The organism is Marivirga harenae (assembly GCF_030534335.1).
Taxonomy (GTDB): Bacteria; Bacteroidota; Bacteroidia; order Cytophagales; family Cyclobacteriaceae; genus Marivirga; species Marivirga harenae.
Genome location: NZ_CP130565.1, coordinates 735,947 through 754,368, shown reverse-complemented (window position 1 = coordinate 754,368; position 18,422 = coordinate 735,947). Strand labels below are relative to the sequence as shown.

Annotated in this window: 15 protein-coding genes; 10 read left to right on the top strand and 5 right to left on the bottom strand. The window is 36.5% G+C overall.

Going from position 1 to position 18,422, the window contains the following annotated elements:
* Positions 1-23: 23 nt before the first annotated feature.
* Entirely contained in the window at positions 24-629 is a 606-nt protein-coding gene (locus Q3Y49_RS03220) for a YkgJ family cysteine cluster protein (protein ID WP_303270799.1), read from the top strand.
* A 79-nt stretch (positions 630-708) separates the two neighbouring features.
* Here Q3Y49_RS03220 and lpdA read toward each other — a convergent pair whose 3' ends face one another.
* The 4 genes from lpdA to Q3Y49_RS03200 form a co-directional block, all read right to left on the bottom strand.
* On the bottom strand, positions 709-2,112 hold the full coding sequence (gene lpdA / locus Q3Y49_RS03215; protein WP_303270798.1) for a dihydrolipoyl dehydrogenase: 1,404 nt from the start codon (positions 2,110-2,112) through the stop codon (positions 709-711).
* Between the two features lie 71 nt (positions 2,113-2,183).
* Positions 2,184-2,537, bottom strand: a complete 354-nt coding sequence (locus Q3Y49_RS03210) for a four helix bundle protein (RefSeq protein ID WP_303270797.1) — start codon at positions 2,535-2,537, stop codon at positions 2,184-2,186.
* 60 nt (positions 2,538-2,597) lie between these two features.
* Entirely contained in the window at positions 2,598-4,178 is a 1,581-nt protein-coding gene (gene odhB / locus Q3Y49_RS03205) for a 2-oxoglutarate dehydrogenase complex dihydrolipoyllysine-residue succinyltransferase (RefSeq protein WP_303270796.1), read from the bottom strand.
* A 28-nt stretch (positions 4,179-4,206) separates the two neighbouring features.
* Complete coding sequence (locus Q3Y49_RS03200; RefSeq protein ID WP_303270795.1) at positions 4,207-6,939, bottom strand: 2-oxoglutarate dehydrogenase E1 component; 2,733 nt, start codon at positions 6,937-6,939, stop codon at positions 4,207-4,209.
* A gap of 266 nt (positions 6,940-7,205) precedes the next feature.
* Here Q3Y49_RS03200 and Q3Y49_RS03195 point away from each other — a divergent pair, with 266 nt between their 5' ends.
* The 9 genes from Q3Y49_RS03195 to Q3Y49_RS03155 all read left to right on the top strand — a co-directional run bounded on the left by Q3Y49_RS03195 (position 7,206) and on the right by Q3Y49_RS03155 (position 17,495).
* Positions 7,206-10,250, top strand: a complete 3,045-nt coding sequence (locus Q3Y49_RS03195; protein WP_303270794.1) for a sensor histidine kinase — start codon at positions 7,206-7,208, stop codon at positions 10,248-10,250.
* A gap of 144 nt (positions 10,251-10,394) precedes the next feature.
* Positions 10,395-11,024 carry a 30S ribosomal protein S16 gene (locus Q3Y49_RS03190; RefSeq protein WP_303270793.1) on the top strand — a complete coding sequence of 210 codons (630 nt, stop codon included), beginning with the start codon at positions 10,395-10,397 and terminating at the stop codon, positions 11,022-11,024.
* Positions 11,025-11,036: 12 nt separating this feature from the next.
* Positions 11,037-11,576, top strand: a complete 540-nt coding sequence (rimM, locus tag Q3Y49_RS03185) for a ribosome maturation factor RimM (protein ID WP_303270792.1) — start codon at positions 11,037-11,039, stop codon at positions 11,574-11,576.
* On the top strand, positions 11,566-12,246 hold the full coding sequence (trmD, locus tag Q3Y49_RS03180) for a tRNA (guanosine(37)-N1)-methyltransferase TrmD (protein ID WP_303270791.1): 681 nt from the start codon (positions 11,566-11,568) through the stop codon (positions 12,244-12,246). Before rimM ends, trmD begins: the two co-directional genes overlap by 11 nt.
* Positions 12,247-12,347: 101 nt before the next feature.
* Entirely contained in the window at positions 12,348-12,698 is a 351-nt protein-coding gene (gene rplS / locus Q3Y49_RS03175) for a 50S ribosomal protein L19 (protein WP_303270790.1), read from the top strand.
* Positions 12,699-12,818: 120 nt separating this feature from the next.
* Positions 12,819-13,655 (top strand): hypothetical protein, encoded by an 837-nt coding sequence (locus tag Q3Y49_RS03170; RefSeq protein ID WP_303270789.1) that lies wholly within the window; start codon positions 12,819-12,821, stop codon positions 13,653-13,655.
* On the top strand, positions 13,648-14,253 hold the full coding sequence (locus Q3Y49_RS03165; RefSeq protein ID WP_303270788.1) for a class I SAM-dependent methyltransferase: 606 nt from the start codon (positions 13,648-13,650) through the stop codon (positions 14,251-14,253). Before Q3Y49_RS03170 ends, Q3Y49_RS03165 begins: the two co-directional genes overlap by 8 nt.
* Before the next feature lie 74 nt (positions 14,254-14,327).
* Positions 14,328-17,141: a carbamoyl-phosphate synthase large subunit gene (gene carB, locus Q3Y49_RS03160; protein ID WP_303270787.1), complete on the top strand. Its 2,814-nt coding sequence runs from the start codon at positions 14,328-14,330 to the stop codon at positions 17,139-17,141.
* 111 nt (positions 17,142-17,252) lie between these two features.
* Positions 17,253-17,495, top strand: coding sequence for a DUF4834 domain-containing protein (locus Q3Y49_RS03155; protein WP_303270786.1), 243 nt, complete (start codon positions 17,253-17,255; stop codon positions 17,493-17,495).
* A gap of 3 nt (positions 17,496-17,498) precedes the next feature.
* Here the strand turns inward: Q3Y49_RS03155 and Q3Y49_RS03150 are convergent, their stop codons facing one another.
* Positions 17,499-18,398: a bile acid:sodium symporter family protein gene (locus Q3Y49_RS03150; protein WP_303270785.1), complete on the bottom strand. Its 900-nt coding sequence runs from the start codon at positions 18,396-18,398 to the stop codon at positions 17,499-17,501.
* Positions 18,399-18,422: the final 24 nt, after the last annotated feature.

The window sequence follows — 18,422 nt, the reverse complement described above, 5'->3', positions numbered from 1 at the left end:
CAATTTACATTTGCATCCAAAATATGACAATCAAACAAAAGGTCTTGGCAGTTGAAAAGTTATTCAAAGGTCTCGACAAAGAGATTTCTGATTTCAGACGCGAATCAGACATTTATTGTTTTTCAGGATGTGGTAAATGTTGTAACAAGGCAGATATAGAAGCATCACCTCTGGAGTTTTTACCGCTAGCCTTTCACTGGTTTTCGCAAGGCCGAGCAGATGAAATGTTTGAGAAACTAGAAGCAAATCAATCACTTAATTGTTTGGTTTATCAACCCCTATCAATATATGATCAGAATCATGGCCATTGTGGAGAATATGATTTTAGAGGTTTGATCTGCAGATTATTTGGATATGGCGCAAGTCGAGACAAGTACGGTGAATTGCGTATGGTTACTTGCAAATTGATAAAAGAAAATCAAGTTGAAAATTACGAAAGGGCTGTTGAAATGCTAAAGTCCAAGTCTCCAGTTCCGATTTTTACTGACTATTACCAAAAACTCATGCAAATAGATTTCAGATTAGCAAAAGACATGTTACCTATAAATGAAGCTGTTTTGTCAGCTTTGGAGGCTGTAATGCAGTACTATGCGTATAGGGCCTTGCCTGCAGGAAAAGGAGCCGCCTAGGATTTATCATTGAAATAAAAACCCGAAAGAGTTTGCTTTCGGGTTTTGTTTTATGATCAAGAAAGTTTGATTTTAGAGATCACATATGAATTGGTCTGTTGTCAGTAGCTGCCAGACATGCCTCTTTTACTGCTTCCATATATGTTGGATGCGCATGAGACATTCGGGATACATCTTCTGCAGAAGCTCTATACTCCATTGCAGTAACCCCAGCTGCAATCATATCAGCCGCTCTTGCACCGATAATATGAATGCCTAAAATCTCATCGGTTTTCTTATCTGCAATTACTTTAACTAAACCTTCTAAATCCCCACTTGCTCTCGCTCTTCCTAGTGCTTTATATGGGAAGGATCCCGTTTTGATATCTCTGCCTTTTTCCTTCAGCTCTTCTTCAGTGTAGCCTACTCCAGCAACTTCTGGCCAGGTATAAACTACGTTAGGGATTAATTTATAGTGAATATGTGGCTTTTGTCCGGCCATGGTTTCTGCTACAAAAGTACCTTCTTCCTCAGCTTTATGAGCTAGCATTGCTCCTCTCACTACATCTCCGATTGCATAAATATTGTCAATTTCCGTTTTCAAATTTTCATCTACTGAGATTCTGCCCTTATCATCGGTTTTTAGTCCTGCAGCTTCAAGATTCAATCCATCCGTATAGGGTTTTCTTCCTACAGCAACTAAGCAATAATCGCCTTTAATAGTTTCCTCTTCACCTTTATCAGTTTCATAAGTAACTTCTACTTCCTTGCCTTTATTTTCAACCTTGGTTACTTTGTGTTTCAATTTCAGGTCCATCCCGAGCTTTTTCATACTCTTTTTCATTTCCTTACCCATCGTGCCGTCCATTGTTGCAATTAAGCTATCCATGAATTCAATGGTAGTAACTTTAGAGCCGATTCTTTTGTAAACAGAGCCCAATTCAAGTCCTATTACACCACCACCGATCAAAATTAAGTGTTTTGGAACTTCTTTAAGTTCTAATGCTTCGGTGCTGCTGATAATTCTTTTCTTATCAAATTTCGCAAAAGGTAGCTCTACAGGTTTTGAACCAGTAGCGATGATTACTTTTTCGGTATCAAGTTCTTCTGTTTTACCATCTGATTTTGTGACAACAACAGTGTTTTTGTCTTTAAAAGAACCCACGCCTGTATGGACATCAATTTTGTTTTTCTTCATCAAAAAAGCAATACCGTCAACATTCTGTTTGACCACATCTGCTTTTCTAATGATCATCTGCTTGATATCCACTTTTAAATTGCTCAGGTTGATGCCATGCTCTTTAAAGGTAGTTTCTGCATTATGATAATGCTCTGAGGAATCTAGCAGTGCTTTTGAAGGAATACAACCCACATTCAGGCAAGTTCCACCAAGTGTATCATATTTTTCAATAATAGCTGTTTTCATTCCCAGTTGTGCACAACGAATTGCTGCTACATAACCACCAGGACCGGAACCAATTACTGTTACATCATATTTTGACATTTCTTTTAGTTATTTTGAGTGAGTGCCTTGTAAATTGTATAAGGTACAAAGTACAAGGAACAAAGATGAAATTATACAAATACTTTCTGATGGAAGGAGTACATCATTCGTCTGAGTACTTCAATTTCTTCCACTAATTGATTTTTATTCTTTTCAGTAATAAATTTGAATTTTGAAGCTAGTACAATCTGAGTTTGAACCTCCGCAAGAGAACCCAAAGACATTCCTAGAATGTGGTTGAATTCTTTATTGCTATTTCTTCCTGCACCTTTTGAAATATTAGATGGTATGGAGACTGCAGATCTTCTAAGCTGTGAAGTCAGCCCGAACTTTACTTCAGAAGGGAAATGAGCGCTCACATTGTACACGCTCTCTCCTAAATCACTTCCCCTCTTCCAAATATCCAGATCTTGAAATTTATGCATCGCAATCTAATTCAATCTATTTCTTTGTACTTTGTTCTGTTTACTTTGTACAGGTAATTCTTAAATCCCTAAAAGTAATCTTGTTGGATCTTCCAATAATTCTTTCACTCGAACCAAAAAGCTTACAGATTCTTTCCCATCAATAATCCTATGATCATAGCTCAATGCTACGTACATAATTGGTCTGATTTGAACTTCTCCATTAATGGCTACAGGGCGTTCCACTATGTTGTGCATTCCTAAAATAGCTGATTGTGGTGCATTGATTATAGGAGTTGATAACATCGAACCAAATATACCACCATTAGTAATAGTGAAGGTTCCTCCGCTCATCTCGTCAATACTTAACTTACCATCTCTCGCTTTTACAGCCAGTCTGATTACTTCGGATTCTACTTCATTAAATGATAGCTTTTCCGCATTTCTAATTATGGGTACAACTAAACCTTTTGGTGAAGAAACTGCAATAGACATATCAACATAATCACTATAAACCATTTCGTTGCCGTCTATCTGCGCGTTTACAGCGGGAAATTCCTTCAATGCCATTGTGCAGGCTTTCGTAAAGAAAGACATAAAACCTAGTCCCACCTCATACTTTTCTTTAAACTGTTCTTTATATTTTTTGCGTAAATCCATGATAGGCTTCATATCCACTTCATTGAAAGTAGTTAACATTGCCGTTTCATTTTTAACGCTGACCAATCTTCTTGCCACCGTTTTACGCAGGCTAGACATTTTTTCTCTACGCTGATCCCGTTCGCTACTTGGCCCTGGTACAGATTTAGTTTCTATTCCGGAATCACCAGATTTACTTTCTTTTTCAGTCGATTTAGAAGCTTGCTGCTTCTCTGCATTTTCAGCATCTTCTTTTGTGATTCTACCATCTTTGCCGCTTCCTTTTACATTCGATGCATCTATTCCTTTTTCTTTCAAAATTTTAGCAGCAGCTGGAGAAGCATGGCCAGTTGCATAGCTTTCTCTGTCTTCATCTTTTGATTCAGAGCCTGAATCGCTTGAAGCAGAGCTTTTCACTGAGGAAGATTCACTAGGAGCATCGCCTTCTGTAACTTCAATCTTACAGATTGTAGCGCCAATCTCAATTGTGTCGTCTTCCTGTGCAACAATTTGTAAAAAGCCATTAGCCTCAGCAGGCAATTCAAAGGTTGCTTTGTCAGATTCAACTTCTGCAATGACTTCATCCATTTCTACATAATCGCCATCCGATTTCAACCAAGAACTAATAGTAACTTCTGTAATAGATTCACCAACAGTAGGCACCACCATTTCATGAACTTCACCGGTCTTTTTTGGTCCGCTACTTGAAGAGGAAGATTCTTTCTTTTTCTGTTTTAGTTCAGATTTCTCCTCTTTTTTCTCCTCAGGTTTAGAATTGCCGCCTTTGGCATCTTCATCAATCTCGCAGATGACTGCACCTACTTCAATAGTTTCGTCCTCTTGAGCTTTAATTTTTAATACACCGGAAGCTTCAGCAGGCAATTCAAAGGTTGCTTTATCTGATTCCAGTTCTGCAATGATTTCATCTTGTTCAACAAAATCACCATCTTTTTTTAACCACGAGGCAATGGTTACTTCAGTGATTGATTCGCCTACTTCCGGTACTTTTATTTCTAAACTCATGTTTCTCTGAATTCTATCTTACAAATTTTTATTTCTTTGTGTCGAAAGCCTTTTCGACTAATGCTTCTTGTTCTGCTTTATGTACTTTTGCATAACCAGTTGCAGGTGATGCGCTTGATTTTCTAGAAATCAATTGCAAGCCTGCTTTGTTGGCGATTGTTCTTAGCATATAAGTCCAATACCCCATATTTGAAGGCTCTTCTTGTACCCAGAATATTTCTGGTTCATTGAATTTCTTCAAAGCCTTATCAATCTGATTCATAGGGAAGGGATGTAATTGCTCTATTCTAATGATAGCAACATCTTTCCTTTTGTCCTCTTGCTGTTTTTCTAATAAGTCATAGTAAACTTTTCCAGTACACAACAATACTCTTTTTACATTTTTGTTGGTAACGTAATCATCCTCGTAAATTTCTCTAAACTTACCTGCAGTAAATTCTTTAACAGGGGAGATGACTTTTGGATGACGCAATAGTGATTTTGGAGCAAATTGAACCAATGGTTTCCTGAATTCCCAGTTAACTTGTCTCCTGAACATATGGAACAAGTTCGCAGGAGTTGTGATATTAGTTACAATTAAATTCTCTTCTGCCGCTAATTGTAAGAATCTTTCAGGTCTGGCATTTGAATGCTCTGGACCTTGTCCTTCATATCCGTGTGGTAATAACATCACCAAGCCGTTCATCCTTTGCCACTTACTTTCGGCCGAAGTGATAAATTGGTCAATCATTACTTGAGCGCCATTAGCAAAATCACCAAATTGAGCTTCCCACACCACCAAAGCATTTGGAGTGGCCATTGCGTATCCATATTCAAAGCCTAATACTCCAAATTCTGAAAGCAAGGAATTATATATATTGAACTTCTCTTTCTGATTCTCTTCTATATGGTCAAGATTGCAATAGGGCTCGTTAGTTTCTGCATCAAATAAGTATGAATGCCTGTGAGAGAATGTCCCTCTTTTAACATCTTGTCCTGACATTCGAACGATATTTCCATCGGACAATAATGATCCGTATGCAAGCAATTCAGCATCTGCCCAGTTAAGCATTTTTTCATCAAAAAAGTTTTTCTTTCTTTCTTTTAAAAGCTTGTCAATTTGCTTTAATGGCTTGAATCCCTTAGGTAACGAAGTTAAGGCTTTACCAACTTTATCTACCAATTCTTGAGAAATGGCAGTGTCGGGAGACTCTAAAAAATCATCAGATTTTGCTCTTCGTAATTGCTCCCATTCCTCTTCAATTTTCTGTGGCTTATAGGGTAAAGGTTTCTGTTTCACCTCATTTAACCTATCCTGAAGTTGTTTTTTGAAATCCTTCTCTAATTTTTTTACAGAGTCATTATCCAAATCACCTCTTTCAGTTAGTTTTTTTACATAGACTTCTCTCGGGTTTGGGTGTTTGGCAATTTTATTATATAACTTCGGTTGAGTGAATTTTGGTTCATCACTTTCATTATGCCCATGTCTTCTGTAGCATAATAAATCTATGAAAATATCTTTATGAAAATTATTTCGATACTCAACTGCTAAGTTTGCCGCAAAATTGACAGCTTCGGCATCATCTCCATTTACATGTAGAACTGGAGCATCAATCATTTTGGCAATGTCCGTACAGTAAATTGATGAACGGGCATCATCATAATCTGTAGTGAAACCAACTTGGTTGTTAATGACTAAATGAATCGTTCCGCCTGTAGAATAACCCTCTAGCAGTGACATTTGGGTAGTTTCATATACAATGCCTTGACCTGCTACCGCTGCATCACCATGGATCAAAATCGGAAGAGCTGCATTGACATCTTCGCCATACTCATCATCTATTTGTGCTCGGGTATAACCTAAAACTACTGAATTTACCGCCTCTAAATGCGATGGGTTAGGTGTTAGTTTAACGTAAGATTTTTTTTCTTCAGAAGTTTCAAGATAGCTTGAGTATCCCATGTGATATTTCACATCTCCATCACCCATAGTTAGGTCTGGGTCGGTACTTCCTTCAAACTCGGAGAAAATTTGCTCGTACGTTTTATTCATGATGTTGGCCAAAACGTTTAATCTCCCACGATGAGCCATACCGATAATCACTTCCTTGGTGCCTAATTCTGAAGACCGATTAATCACTTTATCCAAAAATGGAATAGTATTTTCTCCTCCTTCAAGTGAAAATCTTTTTTGCCCTAGAAATTTAGTGTGTAAGAAGTTTTCAAAGACAACCGCTTCATTCAATTTAGATAAAATCCTTTTTTTCTCATCCAGTTTTGGTTGGTAATCTCCTTTTGAGTTTTCGGCTTTTTCGATAAACCAATCAACAATTTTTGGATCTCGAATATGCATATATTCAAACCCGATTGGCCCAATATAAATGCTGTCCAAAGCCTCAATGATACTTTTTAAGCTTGCTTTTCCCAGTCCGATGTCTTGGCCAATAGAGAATTCCTCCTTTAGATCCTCCTGCTGAAGACCGAACTCTTCTAAACTTATTCGAGCATCGTGTGGCCTTCTATCTCTAACAGGATTGGTTTTGGATTTTAGATGACCCCGCATTCTGTATGCTTGAATTAAGTTTCGAACCTGAGTCTCCTTTGATGATACTCTTGTCTCAGTAGTTTGTCCATTCCCTCCAAAATCCTTCTGAGAAAATTCGAACCCTTCAAAGAATTTTTGCCAAGAATCATCAACTGATTGAGGATCGTTTTTATAGGATTGGTAAAGTTCCTCTATGTAATTACCATGAGCATTGGCAATGTAAGTGTATTTATCCATTATGGGATTGTTTTTTATCGATAAGCAAATATAAACACTTATAAAATACTATTAAAATTGCTTAAGCGATTAAGCAGATAATAAAGATAATCAAGTGTTTAGGTTGTGCAAACGAGGACTCTTTAAATTTGTTGACTTTAAGTTAGTATAAATTTCTTTAATTCATTCTCCTTACAATTTGTTATATCACTTATTATTTTGTAATATTTAAAGAATTACTTCATTATTTATAGTAAAGTTCCTAACCTTACAGAAGGACTTAAATTATGGATTTCTTTAGAGCACTTAAATATATTCTTTCTGTCACGCTTATACTAAGTATTTCAGGGCTCATTTTTGCCCAAGAAAAGGTACGGAATGAAACGCCATTGAAACGACTAATCGCAACTGAATGGTCTTCTAAATCGGTTGGATTGGTTGCTAATAATGTGACCAACATCATGCAATCTGATGACGGCTATATTTGGTTGACTACTTATAACGGAATTCAGAAATTCGATGGTCATAAAACTGTTAATTATGACGTAAATCAACTACCGTTTCTGAGGAGTAATGGATTTCGCAAGATTTATCGCAGCCCTTTTGACCAATCCATTTATTTTTCATCTCAGAGCAGTGGTCTAATCCGCTATAATGAAAAAGAAGGCTTCGAAAAGGTTGATGCGAAAAATGGAGAGATACCGCTTTCTTTGGAGGATGTAATTGAAGACGGTAATGGTGATTTATGGATTGCCTCCACAAATGAAGGTCTTTCAATCTTGCAAAATGATAGCTTGTTTAAGTTCATGCACCCCGTTATAGAGAATACCAACGCACTATCACTATTTCAAAGTCAAGATGGTATAATTTATTTGGGAACAGAAGGCGATGGCCTTTTTGCAATTGAAGATTTTGAGGTGGTCAAACAGTACAGGAGCTCTAACGGGATGTTGAGTGATATAGTTAATACAACATCGAATATTGGTGATACTATTTTAGTGGGTACTCAATCAGGTTTAAATTATATCTTGAATAATGAGCTATACAGTTTTGATTTCATGAATGGAGAATCAATCAATAGCATGTTGCATGTCAATAATTATTTGTGGATAGGTTCAGACAATGGCTTGGGTAGGATGAATCTACAGAGTGGAAAAACTGAATTTATTTCGTCCTTAGGTTTTATAGATGTTACCAGGGTCAGTGATGTCATGATAGATGCAGAAGGTAGCATTTGGTTAGCAACCGGAAGGAATGGGCTTGTGCAATTAAAAGAGACAGGAATCATAAACTACAATCGATTTGACGGGCTAGAAAATGATAATGTAAATGTTGTAACAGAACGAGAGATTAAGAATAGCTTTTTTATCGGCTGCGATGATGGAAAAATCTTTGTACTGGATTCTAAAGGGATACGGCCTTATAAGATTGAGAACTCAGTGGCTCCAACCGGAATCCGTGATGTTTATGAACAAAAGGATGGAACGGTCTGGATTGCGAGCTACAAAGGACTTCTAAGAAAAAGGGGTGATAACGAAAAATTTTATGATTTAAATGATGGATTGCCGTCTTTAGATTTAAGAAGAATCTTCGAGGATAAAAATGGTAATCTGTGGGTGGCAAGTCGTTCTGGTGGTTTAATTAAAATACGTAATGATGAAATTGTAGAAGTTATAGATAATAATTCAGGACTAAATTCAGATTTTATCTTGTCAATTGAAGAAGATATTAATGGTGATCTATATGTAGGAACCCATAGTGGAGGTGTCTCCATCATTAAAAAAGGAGGGGGTATTGAGAATATTTCGCTTACAGAAAATGATCAAGGCGTAATCGTTTTTAATACTCATATTGAAAGCTCAGGCCGCTTATGGGTTGTTACGAGTACAGGTATATTCCTGATTGTAGAAGGAGAGGTTCTGAAATTAGAATTTGACAGAAAGTATAAGGGATTAAGTCTGTTTGATTGGTTGGAGGATGAACATGGAGATGTTTGGGTTACTACAAATCAAGGAGTAATCAAGATTTATAATAATGAAATAAATAAATTTTTAAAGGATCCCACCTATGAGGTGGAAAGCCGCATGTTGAATAGTTTTGACGGTATGTATGATAACGAATGTACCGGTGCTGTAAGATCTTTAAAGTCCTCAAAAGGTAAGCTGTACATTCCCACTTTGGGCGGAGTGAGTGTTATTTCACCAGATCGGATGGGTGAAAATCAGGATCTGCCTGAAGTTTACGTTGAAAGTTTAACCACCCAAGACAGTACCTACAGCAAAAACTCTAATGTTGTATTAAGTTCAAGTACTATTCGGTATAAATTTGATTTCACTGCACTTAGCTATTTAGCTCCGGATGCAACACAATTTAAATATAAGTTAGAAGGGTTCGATACTGACTTTCTGCTGCAGTCTGGTCAACGTTCTGTTGAGTATACAAATTTATCTCCTGGGGAATACACTTTCCTTTTATTTGCCACCAATAATCATGGTTATTGGACCAAAGAGCCCGCTAAATACTTTTTTACTGTTAAGCCTGCATTTCATGAAACCATATGGTTTTATCTGCTGTTTTCAATTTTCACCTTCTTTCTTATATACTCTATATATAAATGGAGGGTAAGGGCTGTTCAAAAAATGAATGCAAAATTAGTCAAAGTCAATAGTGAGTTGGACGGTTTTGTCTACAGTGCCTCACATGACTTGCGATCACCCCTTGCCTCTTTGTTGGGGTTAATCAATTTATCTCGTAAAGATTCAGAACACATTCACATCTATTTGGATAAAATGGAAAAGAGTATTAAAAGACTTGATGATTTTATAGCTGAGATAATTGATTTTTCTAGTAATGAACGAAAGGAAGTGGTATGTGATGAAGTTGACTTTAAAGCAACTATAAACAATATAGTTGATGAACTGTCTTTTTTGGATAGTGATAATGAAGTAAAGAAGGAAATTGAAGTCCATCAATCAGGGCAATTTGTCAGCGATAACCGAAGAATTGCTGTTATTTTTAGAAATTTGATTTCCAATGCACTGAAGTATAGCGATGATTCAAAAGATGAACCATTTTTGAAGGTGTTTGTAAAGAGCAATTCAAAAAAGGCTGAGATTGAAATTGAAGATAATGGAATAGGGATTTCCAAAGAGGAACAGAAAGAAGTCTTTAAAATGTTTTACCGAGCAACGGAAAGAAGCACTGGATCTGGATTAGGGCTTTACATTATTCTTGAAACCGTAGAAAAATTGCAGGGTAAAATTAAAATGGAATCTGAGAAATATGAGGGAACTCGCTTTATTATTGAAATTCCTTGTCTAGAGCGGGATTAAGTTTAGAGGTACTAATAATCCAAGTCGTACTATTGTCTCAATTTATATTTGAAGCTATTTATGTTTACAAATTTTTTTCATTACCTTTGCGAACTAATTAAAAGAGGGACGTGATCCCTCGTGATTGCTAAAACAAAATAAGAAATGGCAGTAAAAATCAGATTGGCCCGTAGAGGTCGAAAAAAAATGGCAATTTACGATGTAGTCGTAGCTGATGCCCGTGCACCACGTGATGGTCGCTTTATTGAAAAAATTGGTACTTATAACCCGAATACTCCTGTTGCAGCGATTGAGTTGGACAACGACAAGGCTTTTCAGTGGTTAATGAATGGTGCCCAGCCAACCGATACGGTTCGTGCTATGCTATCTTACCGAGGATTGCTTTACAAAAAGCATTTGCAAATTGGTGTGATCAAAGGAGCAATGACTCAAGAAGATGCTGATAAGAAATTAGAAGCTTGGATGAAAGACAAGGAAGCTACCATTGAAGGTAAAGAGAAATCTTTAGCTGATAAGGCAGCGGCTGAGAAGAAAGCTAGATTAGAAGCTGAAACTAAAGTGAACGAAGCTAGAGCTGAAGCTATCAAAAAGCGTCAGGAAGAAGCTGAAGCTGAAGCAAAAGCTGCTGAAGCACCTGCTGAAGAAGAGGTGACTGAAGAAGCTCCAGCTGCCGAAGCTGGTACTGAAGAAGCTCCTAAAGCTGAATCTACTGAAGAAGCTCCTAAAGAAGAAGCTTCTGAGGAGAAATCTGAAGAAGAAAAGAAAGAAGATTAATAGCCTTCAGCCATGAAGCTTGACCAATGCTTTCAATTAGGTGTAGTATTGAAGCCTCATGGATTAAAAGGTGAATTATACATTTCTTTGGATACAGACTATCCAGAGGATTATCAGGAAATGGAATCAGTATTCATGTTGCAAAACGGAAAACTGGTTCCATTTTTTATTGAACACATTCAACTTAAGAATAAGGAGGCGCTACTCAAATTCGAGGATGTGGATGATAAAGAGGCCGCAATCTCCTTAAGAGGAAATTCTTTGCATTTACCCTTAACAGAACTACCGAATTTAACCGGAAACCAGTTTTATTTCCATGAAATTGATGGTTTCAAAGTTGAGGATTCTGAAAAAGGAATGTTGGGTACTGTAAAAGAAGTTTTTGAGGCAGGGCATCAGGATTTGATTGGGATGGAATACAAAGGTAAAGAGGTATTAATTCCTATTAATGATGAAGTGATTTTGAATGTGGACAGAGGAGAAAAGCTTTTAAAAGTAAGCTTGCCAGCTGGTTTGTTGGAATTATACTTGGAGGAGGAAGATGAGGATTGATATTATTACATGCTTACCAAGATTGCTGGAAGGGCCTTTTTCTGACAGTATAATGAAACGTGCTCAAGAAAAGGAGCTGGTTGAAATTCATGTCCATGATTTGAGGTTGTACTCCACTAATAAGCAAAAAAGTATAGATGATTATGCTTATGGGGGAGGGGCAGGAATGGTTTTGCAAATTGAACCAATAGCAGCTGCAATTGATGATTTGAAATCCAAGAGATTGTATGATGAAGTGATTTACATGAGCCCTGATGGCGATGAATTTACGCAAACCTTAGCTAATCAATTAGCCTTGAAAGGAAATCTATTAATATTGTGTGGTCATTATAAAGGTGTGGATGAAAGAATTCGTCAGCATTACATTACCCGAGAAATCAGTATAGGAGATTATGTGATATCAGGGGGTGAGTTGGCAGCAGCAGTGGTTACTGATGCTATTGTGAGATTATTGCCTGGTGTTTTGTCAGATGAAACTTCCGCTTTGACAGACTCATATCAAGATGGATTATTAGCTCCACCAGTATTTACTAGACCTGCTGAATTCAAGGGATTAAAAGTGCCTGATGTGTTATTGTCGGGTCATGCGGCCAATATAGAAAAATGGCGTTTTGAGCAAGCAGTTAAGAGAACTGAGGAGCGAAGGCCGGATTTGTTGAAAAAAGAATAAAAAAATATTATTTAGGGATGCAAAGAATAAAATTATCCTTATATTTGCACTCCATTTTTCGGGCATAGTACCGAAACCATTATCGGAAAAAAGAAAGAGCCATGAGCGATTTGATCAAAGAAATTGAAAAAGAATATCACGAAGCAGTAAGTAAATTTCCTGATTTTAAGGCAGGTGATACTGTTAATGTTCACGTGAAGATTAAAGAAGGAAATAAAGAGCGTATTCAGCAATACCAAGGTGCAGTAATCCAAAAAAGGGGTTCTGGTAACTCTGTAACTTTTACTGTAAGAAAAGTTTCAAGTGGAATTGGCGTTGAAAGAATATTTCCTTTAATCTCTCCTGCAATTGATAAAATTGAAGTTGTAAGAAGAGGTTCAGTAAGAAGAGCTAAGTTATTCTACTTAAGAGGTAGAAAGGGTAAATCTGCAAGGATTAAAGAAAAAATCTAAGCTGATATTCAATATCACTAAAGGCGGTTATGGAAACATGACCGCCTTTTTTTTTCGATAAAAACTAGATTTAACTCGATTAGGTAAGTAATTTCTTAGATTTATTCTATTTTTACATTGATGTTTACTAAGTTTTACCAATATATAAGGGCTTTTAGTTTAGACGTGGTGGCAGGGGCTGTGATTAGTGCCCGTTGGATTGGTAATTACTTTGATGCAGAGATTCCCACCTATGCTATTCTCGCTTTAGGGCTTACTGTTTGGTTGATTTATACTATTGATCATTTGTTGGACGCAAGGAAAATCAAATCAAAAGATGCCTTCTTGAGGCATATTATTCACGACAAAAATGCCCCTTACATATTTGGATTAATTGCTATTGTAACGATGGTTTTGATTTTCATTTTGCAAAATTTAAAGCCTTATTTATTAGCATATGGAATGGCTTTGGGCTTTGCAGTTTTCTGTTATCTTATTTTTGTCCATTTTGTAAGAAAAAAAGTGTATTGGGGTAAGGAATGGTTTATTGCTCTAGTGTATGCTACAGGAATTTGTTTGCCAACCGCGACTTATATTCAAAGTGTTCCTTCTATTTTAATATATTTCTGGTTACAACTCTTTATATTGGCTAGTATCAATTTAATACTGTTTAATATGATTGAGTATAAAATTGATAAAAAGCTAGGCTTTACTTCTTTTGCGACTGTTAAAGGGGCTGATTTTTCAAGACGGGTAATTTTAGTTTTGCTTTTAGCATTTGTACTTATTTGGTCTTCCTCATTCATGTTTTTTAAAACAGAAGATTTACTCGATTATCAAGCTATATTTATCCTAATGGCTTCTGTTTTGGCAATGGTATTGAGCAAGGAGGTGGTATTAAGACAAGAGGAATGGTACCGGGTAATTGGTGATATTGTATTCGTTTTACCAATTATTGAAATTATTATAGATGGCTGATTTTGATCGTATTGCCACTAGCTACAACCATTTAAAGAGAATTGTTTTTTATGGTCAAGTTGAACTTGCAAGCAGGCATTTTGTAGAAAATATCCCTCCATCTTCCGAAGTCCTTATTATTGGTGGTGGAACAGGGCAACTTTTAGCTCACTTCAAGTCAACTCACCAAATAAATTATCTTGAACTTTCTCGTTCAATGATAAACAAAGCAAAAAAAGTCACGACAGACGCTTCTATTGAATTTATTCATACAGATGTTTTAGAATGGGAATCTGATAAAAGATTTGATGTTATTGTTACCCCCTTTATTTTAGATTGCTTTAATGAAGACAGTTTGAACTTACTAATTCAAAAACTGAAAAGTAATTTGAGTCAAGGGGGCATTTGGATTCACACAGATTTTTGTCCCAAAAATGCATTTCAAAAATTGTTGGTTAAAGCGATGTATTTATTTTTCAGAATTACGGCTAAATTAAAAGTAAAAGAGCTAGCTGATTTTGACAGTCTTTTTATAAAGCATGGATTTATTTGCAAAAGAAAAGTGCTTTTTTATCATTCTATGGTAGAAAGCAAAATTTATCAACAGATTGATGGGTGAACTCCTTTCGTTTTCGAAATTATCATCTTAATTTTGCCCAATTTATTTAGCCCCACAACGAAATAAAAAAGCTCATGCCTAAAGACAAAAGTATTAAGTCAGTACTCATCATCGGATCAGGTCCAATCATCATCGGTCAGGCTTGTGAATTTGATTATTCAGGTTCCCAAGCAGCACGTTCCCTTAGGGAAGAAGGGATTGAAGTTACTCTGATCAATTCTAACCCGGCCACTATTATGACCGATGAAGTGACAGCTGATAATATTTACCTTAAACCACTGACAAAAAAGTCTATCATAGAAATTCTAGAAAAGCATGATATTGATGCTGTACTACCTACTATGGGAGGACAAACGGCATTGAATCTTGCAATAGAATGCGATAAAGCTGGAGTCTGGGACAAATATAAAGTGAAGATGTTGGGTGTGGATGTAGATGCAATTGATACCACTGAGAACAGAGAGCTATTTCGACTAAAAATGATGGAATTGGGAGTAGGTGTTTGTGAGGGTCAAACAGCTACATCTTTTTTACAAGGAAAAGAAATTGCACAGAAAATTGGATTTCCATTAGTTATTCGTTCGTCTTTCACGCTTGGAGGACTCGGAGGCTCAATCGTAAAGGATCCTGCGGAATTTGATAATGCATTGAAAGACGGATTACATTCATCCCCAATTCATGAGGTATTGATTGAGCAAAGCATTTTAGGTTGGAAAGAATATGAATTGGAGATCCTCAGAGATAACATTGGCAATGTAATTGTGATCTGTTCCGTAGAAAATTTTGACCCCATGGGGGTTCATACAGGCGATTCAATTACAGTTGCACCTGCACAAACCTTACCTGATACAGTTTATCAGGAAATGAGGAATTTAGCCATTAAAATGATAAAAGGTATCGGGAATTTTGCAGGTGGTTGTAACGTGCAATTTGCTGTAAATCCTGAAAATGATGATATTATAGGTATTGAGATCAACCCAAGAGTTTCGCGTTCTTCGGCATTAGCTTCTAAAGCAACAGGTTATCCTATTGCCAAAATAGCAGCTAAATTAGCAATTGGTTATGATTTACACGAGCTTAAAAATCAGATTACTAAAACTACATCTGCTTATTTTGAGCCTTCACTTGATTACGTGATTGTAAAAATCCCTCGTTGGAATTTTGATAAGTTCCCTGGATCCGACAGAAGACTAGGGTTCTCCATGAAATCTGTAGGTGAAACCATGGGTATCGGCCGCAATTTTCAGGAAGCACTGCAGAAGGCTTGTCAATCTTTAGAGATAAAGAGAAATGGTTTAGGTGCAGATGGAAAAGAACTTAGAAAGCAAGATGAGTTGCTATACAGTTTAGAAAACCCAAGTTGGAACAGACTATTCCATATATATGATGCCTTTAAGCTAGGTATTCCTTTCAAAACGATTCAAAAGCTCACCAAAATTGACAAATGGTTCTTAGAGCAAATTGAAGAACTCCTGGTGTTGGAGAAAGAAGTTGAAAAGTATTCTATTGATACAATTCCTAAAGAATTGATGATGGAAGTGAAGCAGAAAGGATATGCGGACAGACAAATTGCACATTTAGTGAGATGCTTGGAAAGTGAAGTTTATAAAAAGCGTCATGAAATGGGTATCAAAAGAGTTTATAAACTTGTTGATACTTGCGCAGCAGAATTTGAAGCACAAACACCTTATTATTACTCCACCTTCCAGGAGGAAAATGAGTCGGTTGAAAGCGGGAAGAAGAAAGTGATTATTTTAGGCTCGGGACCAAACCGAATTGGCCAAGGGATTGAATTTGATTACTCTTGTGTTCATGGTGTTTTGGCTGCAAAAGAATGCGGTTATGAAACTATCATGATTAATTGCAACCCTGAAACCGTTTCTACGGATTTTGACACTGCAGATAAATTATATTTTGAGCCTGTTTTCTGGGAACATATTTATGACATCATTTTACATGAAAAACCAGAAGGGGTAATCGTTCAATTAGGTGGGCAGACAGCATTGAAGCTAGCTGAAAAATTGAACCGATATGGTATAAAAATTATAGGTACATCTTTTGAAGCACTAGATTTAGCAGAGGACAGAGGATCCTTCTCTAAACTGTTGGCTGATAACGATATTCCTTATCCGAAATTTACAGTAGTGGAAGATGCTGATAATGCTTTGGAAGTTTCCAAAGATATCGGTTTCCCGATGTTGGTGAGACCTTCCTATGTTTTAGGGGGCCAGGGTATGAAAATTGTGATTAATGAACGGGAGTTGGAAGAACATGTGGTAGATGTACTTCGAGATATCCCTGGAAATAAAGTCTTACTGGATCATTTCTTAGATGGCGCCATTGAAGCTGAAGCGGATGCCATTTGCGATGGTGAGGATGTTTACATCATTGGCGTCATGCAACACGTAGAGCCAGCAGGGATTCACTCTGGAGATTCTTACGCGGTATTGCCTCCCTATAATTTAGGGGATTTTGTGTTAACGCAGATCGAAAATTACACCAAGAAAATTGCTTTAGCATTAGAAACAAAAGGTTTAATCAATATTCAGTTTGCTATTAAAAATGATGTCGTTTATATCATTGAAGCAAATCCAAGAGCATCAAGAACGGTTCCGTTTATTTGTAAAGCATATCAAGAGCCTTATGTGAATTATGCCACTAAAGTGATGCTGGGAGAAAAGAAAGTGAAAGACTTTAAATTTAATCCTGTTAAAAAGGGATATGCAATTAAAGAACCTGTTTTTTCATTCAATAAATTCCCGAATGTGAATAAGGAATTAGGACCTGAGATGAAATCAACGGGTGAATCTATTTACTTTATTGATGATTTAATGGATGATTATTTCCTTAAAATCGTATCGGAACGAAACCTTTACTTGAGTAGATAGTAAAACTATATATACAAATTCCTAGGGCTGGATTTGAAACTTTAGCCTTGGGAATTTGTTGTTTCTAGTAGTTCAAATTAAATTTTGGCGTAAGCCTTAAGTTATAAAATTATGTTTAAGTTTTTATTAATTCTCTTTTTGATAGGGTATCTTATTTTCAAAGTGGGAGGGTTTTTTTTTAGATTATTCTTGGGAAGAACTGCTAGGACAGCTCAAGAAAGACAATATAAAGAGAACAATAGAGGGAGAAAAACTAAAGATGGCATTCATATCGACCACGTGCCTAGCCAGAAGGGAAAAAGAACAGGAGGTAATTTCAAAGGGGGAGAATATGTGGATTACGAGGATGTATAAGTACTAGGCAAATACTTTCCTACCGGACCAAATGTAAGCAATGACTAATCCGGCTACAATATGCCAGATTCCCCACCAACCAGCAATTATTGCCATTCCACCAATTCCATCAAAAAAATTGAAAATCAAAACCAAACCCAAGCCAGAGTTTTGAATTCCTGTTTCAATTGATATGGCTTTTCGTTCACTTTCTTCTAAACCTCCAAGTTTACCCATCCAATATCCACTCAAGAAGGCCAATCCATTATGGAATAAAACGATGACGAAAATGATATGAATGTATTCTAAAAAGTAATTGGCATTTTTCAAAAATGCTATGACCACAAAAGCTGCAAAAATAACGATGGAAAGGATATTGACGGGCTTTTTTATTTTACCGGCAATTTTTGGTTTGTATTTTGCAAATGAAATTCCCAGTATAACTGGAATCACAATTAGGTAGATAATAGTAGAAAACATATCCCATATATTGAGAGAAATACTACTTTTTAAACCACTGGCACTATCGATAAAAGATGACCAGAAAGCAAAACTAAAAGGTGTCATGAAGATGGCTGCAGAAGTAGTTAATGCAGTTAGACTTACCGAAAGCGCTGCATTTCCGCCTGCCAATTTACTAATGAAATTACTGATATTTCCCCCTGGGCAACATGCAACTAGTATCATGCCTAATGCCATACTAGCTTGAGGTTCAAAAATAAAAATTAAGATAAGTGTAATAATAGGTAAAACTACCCATTGAGAAATTAACCCAATTATAGAAGCTTTGGGGTTGAGTAAAACCCTTTTGAAATCCTCAACTTTCAAGTCCAGCGCAACGCCAAACATAATAAAGCCAAGCAAAAAATTTAACAGCAATAAGCTTTCACTATTGAAATTAAGCGTTACTTCATCCATTTTCATATGGCCAATATATAAAAAATTATG

Excerpts from the sequence above, each read along its gene's own strand:
- Q3Y49_RS03220 (WP_303270799.1), top strand. The coding sequence starts at position 24 with ATGACAATCAAACAAAAGGTCTTGGCAGTTGAAAAGTTATTCAAAGGT.
- lpdA (WP_303270798.1), bottom strand. The coding sequence starts at position 2,112 with ATGTCAAAATATGATGTAACAGTAATTGGTTCCGGTCCTGGTGGTTAT.
- Q3Y49_RS03210 (WP_303270797.1), bottom strand. The coding sequence starts at position 2,537 with ATGCATAAATTTCAAGATCTGGATATTTGGAAGAGGGGAAGTGATTTA.
- odhB (WP_303270796.1), bottom strand. The coding sequence starts at position 4,178 with ATGAGTTTAGAAATAAAAGTACCGGAAGTAGGCGAATCAATCACTGAA.
- Q3Y49_RS03200 (WP_303270795.1), bottom strand. The coding sequence starts at position 6,939 with ATGGATAAATACACTTACATTGCCAATGCTCATGGTAATTACATAGAG.
- Q3Y49_RS03195 (WP_303270794.1), top strand. The coding sequence starts at position 7,206 with ATGGATTTCTTTAGAGCACTTAAATATATTCTTTCTGTCACGCTTATA.
- Q3Y49_RS03190 (WP_303270793.1), top strand. The coding sequence starts at position 10,395 with ATGGCAGTAAAAATCAGATTGGCCCGTAGAGGTCGAAAAAAAATGGCA.
- rimM (WP_303270792.1), top strand. The coding sequence starts at position 11,037 with ATGAAGCTTGACCAATGCTTTCAATTAGGTGTAGTATTGAAGCCTCAT.
- trmD (WP_303270791.1), top strand. The coding sequence starts at position 11,566 with ATGAGGATTGATATTATTACATGCTTACCAAGATTGCTGGAAGGGCCT.
- rplS (WP_303270790.1), top strand. The coding sequence starts at position 12,348 with ATGAGCGATTTGATCAAAGAAATTGAAAAAGAATATCACGAAGCAGTA.
- Q3Y49_RS03170 (WP_303270789.1), top strand. The coding sequence starts at position 12,819 with ATGTTTACTAAGTTTTACCAATATATAAGGGCTTTTAGTTTAGACGTG.
- Q3Y49_RS03165 (WP_303270788.1), top strand. The coding sequence starts at position 13,648 with ATGGCTGATTTTGATCGTATTGCCACTAGCTACAACCATTTAAAGAGA.
- carB (WP_303270787.1), top strand. The coding sequence starts at position 14,328 with ATGCCTAAAGACAAAAGTATTAAGTCAGTACTCATCATCGGATCAGGT.
- Q3Y49_RS03155 (WP_303270786.1), top strand. The coding sequence starts at position 17,253 with ATGTTTAAGTTTTTATTAATTCTCTTTTTGATAGGGTATCTTATTTTC.
- Q3Y49_RS03150 (WP_303270785.1), bottom strand. The coding sequence starts at position 18,398 with ATGAAAATGGATGAAGTAACGCTTAATTTCAATAGTGAAAGCTTATTG.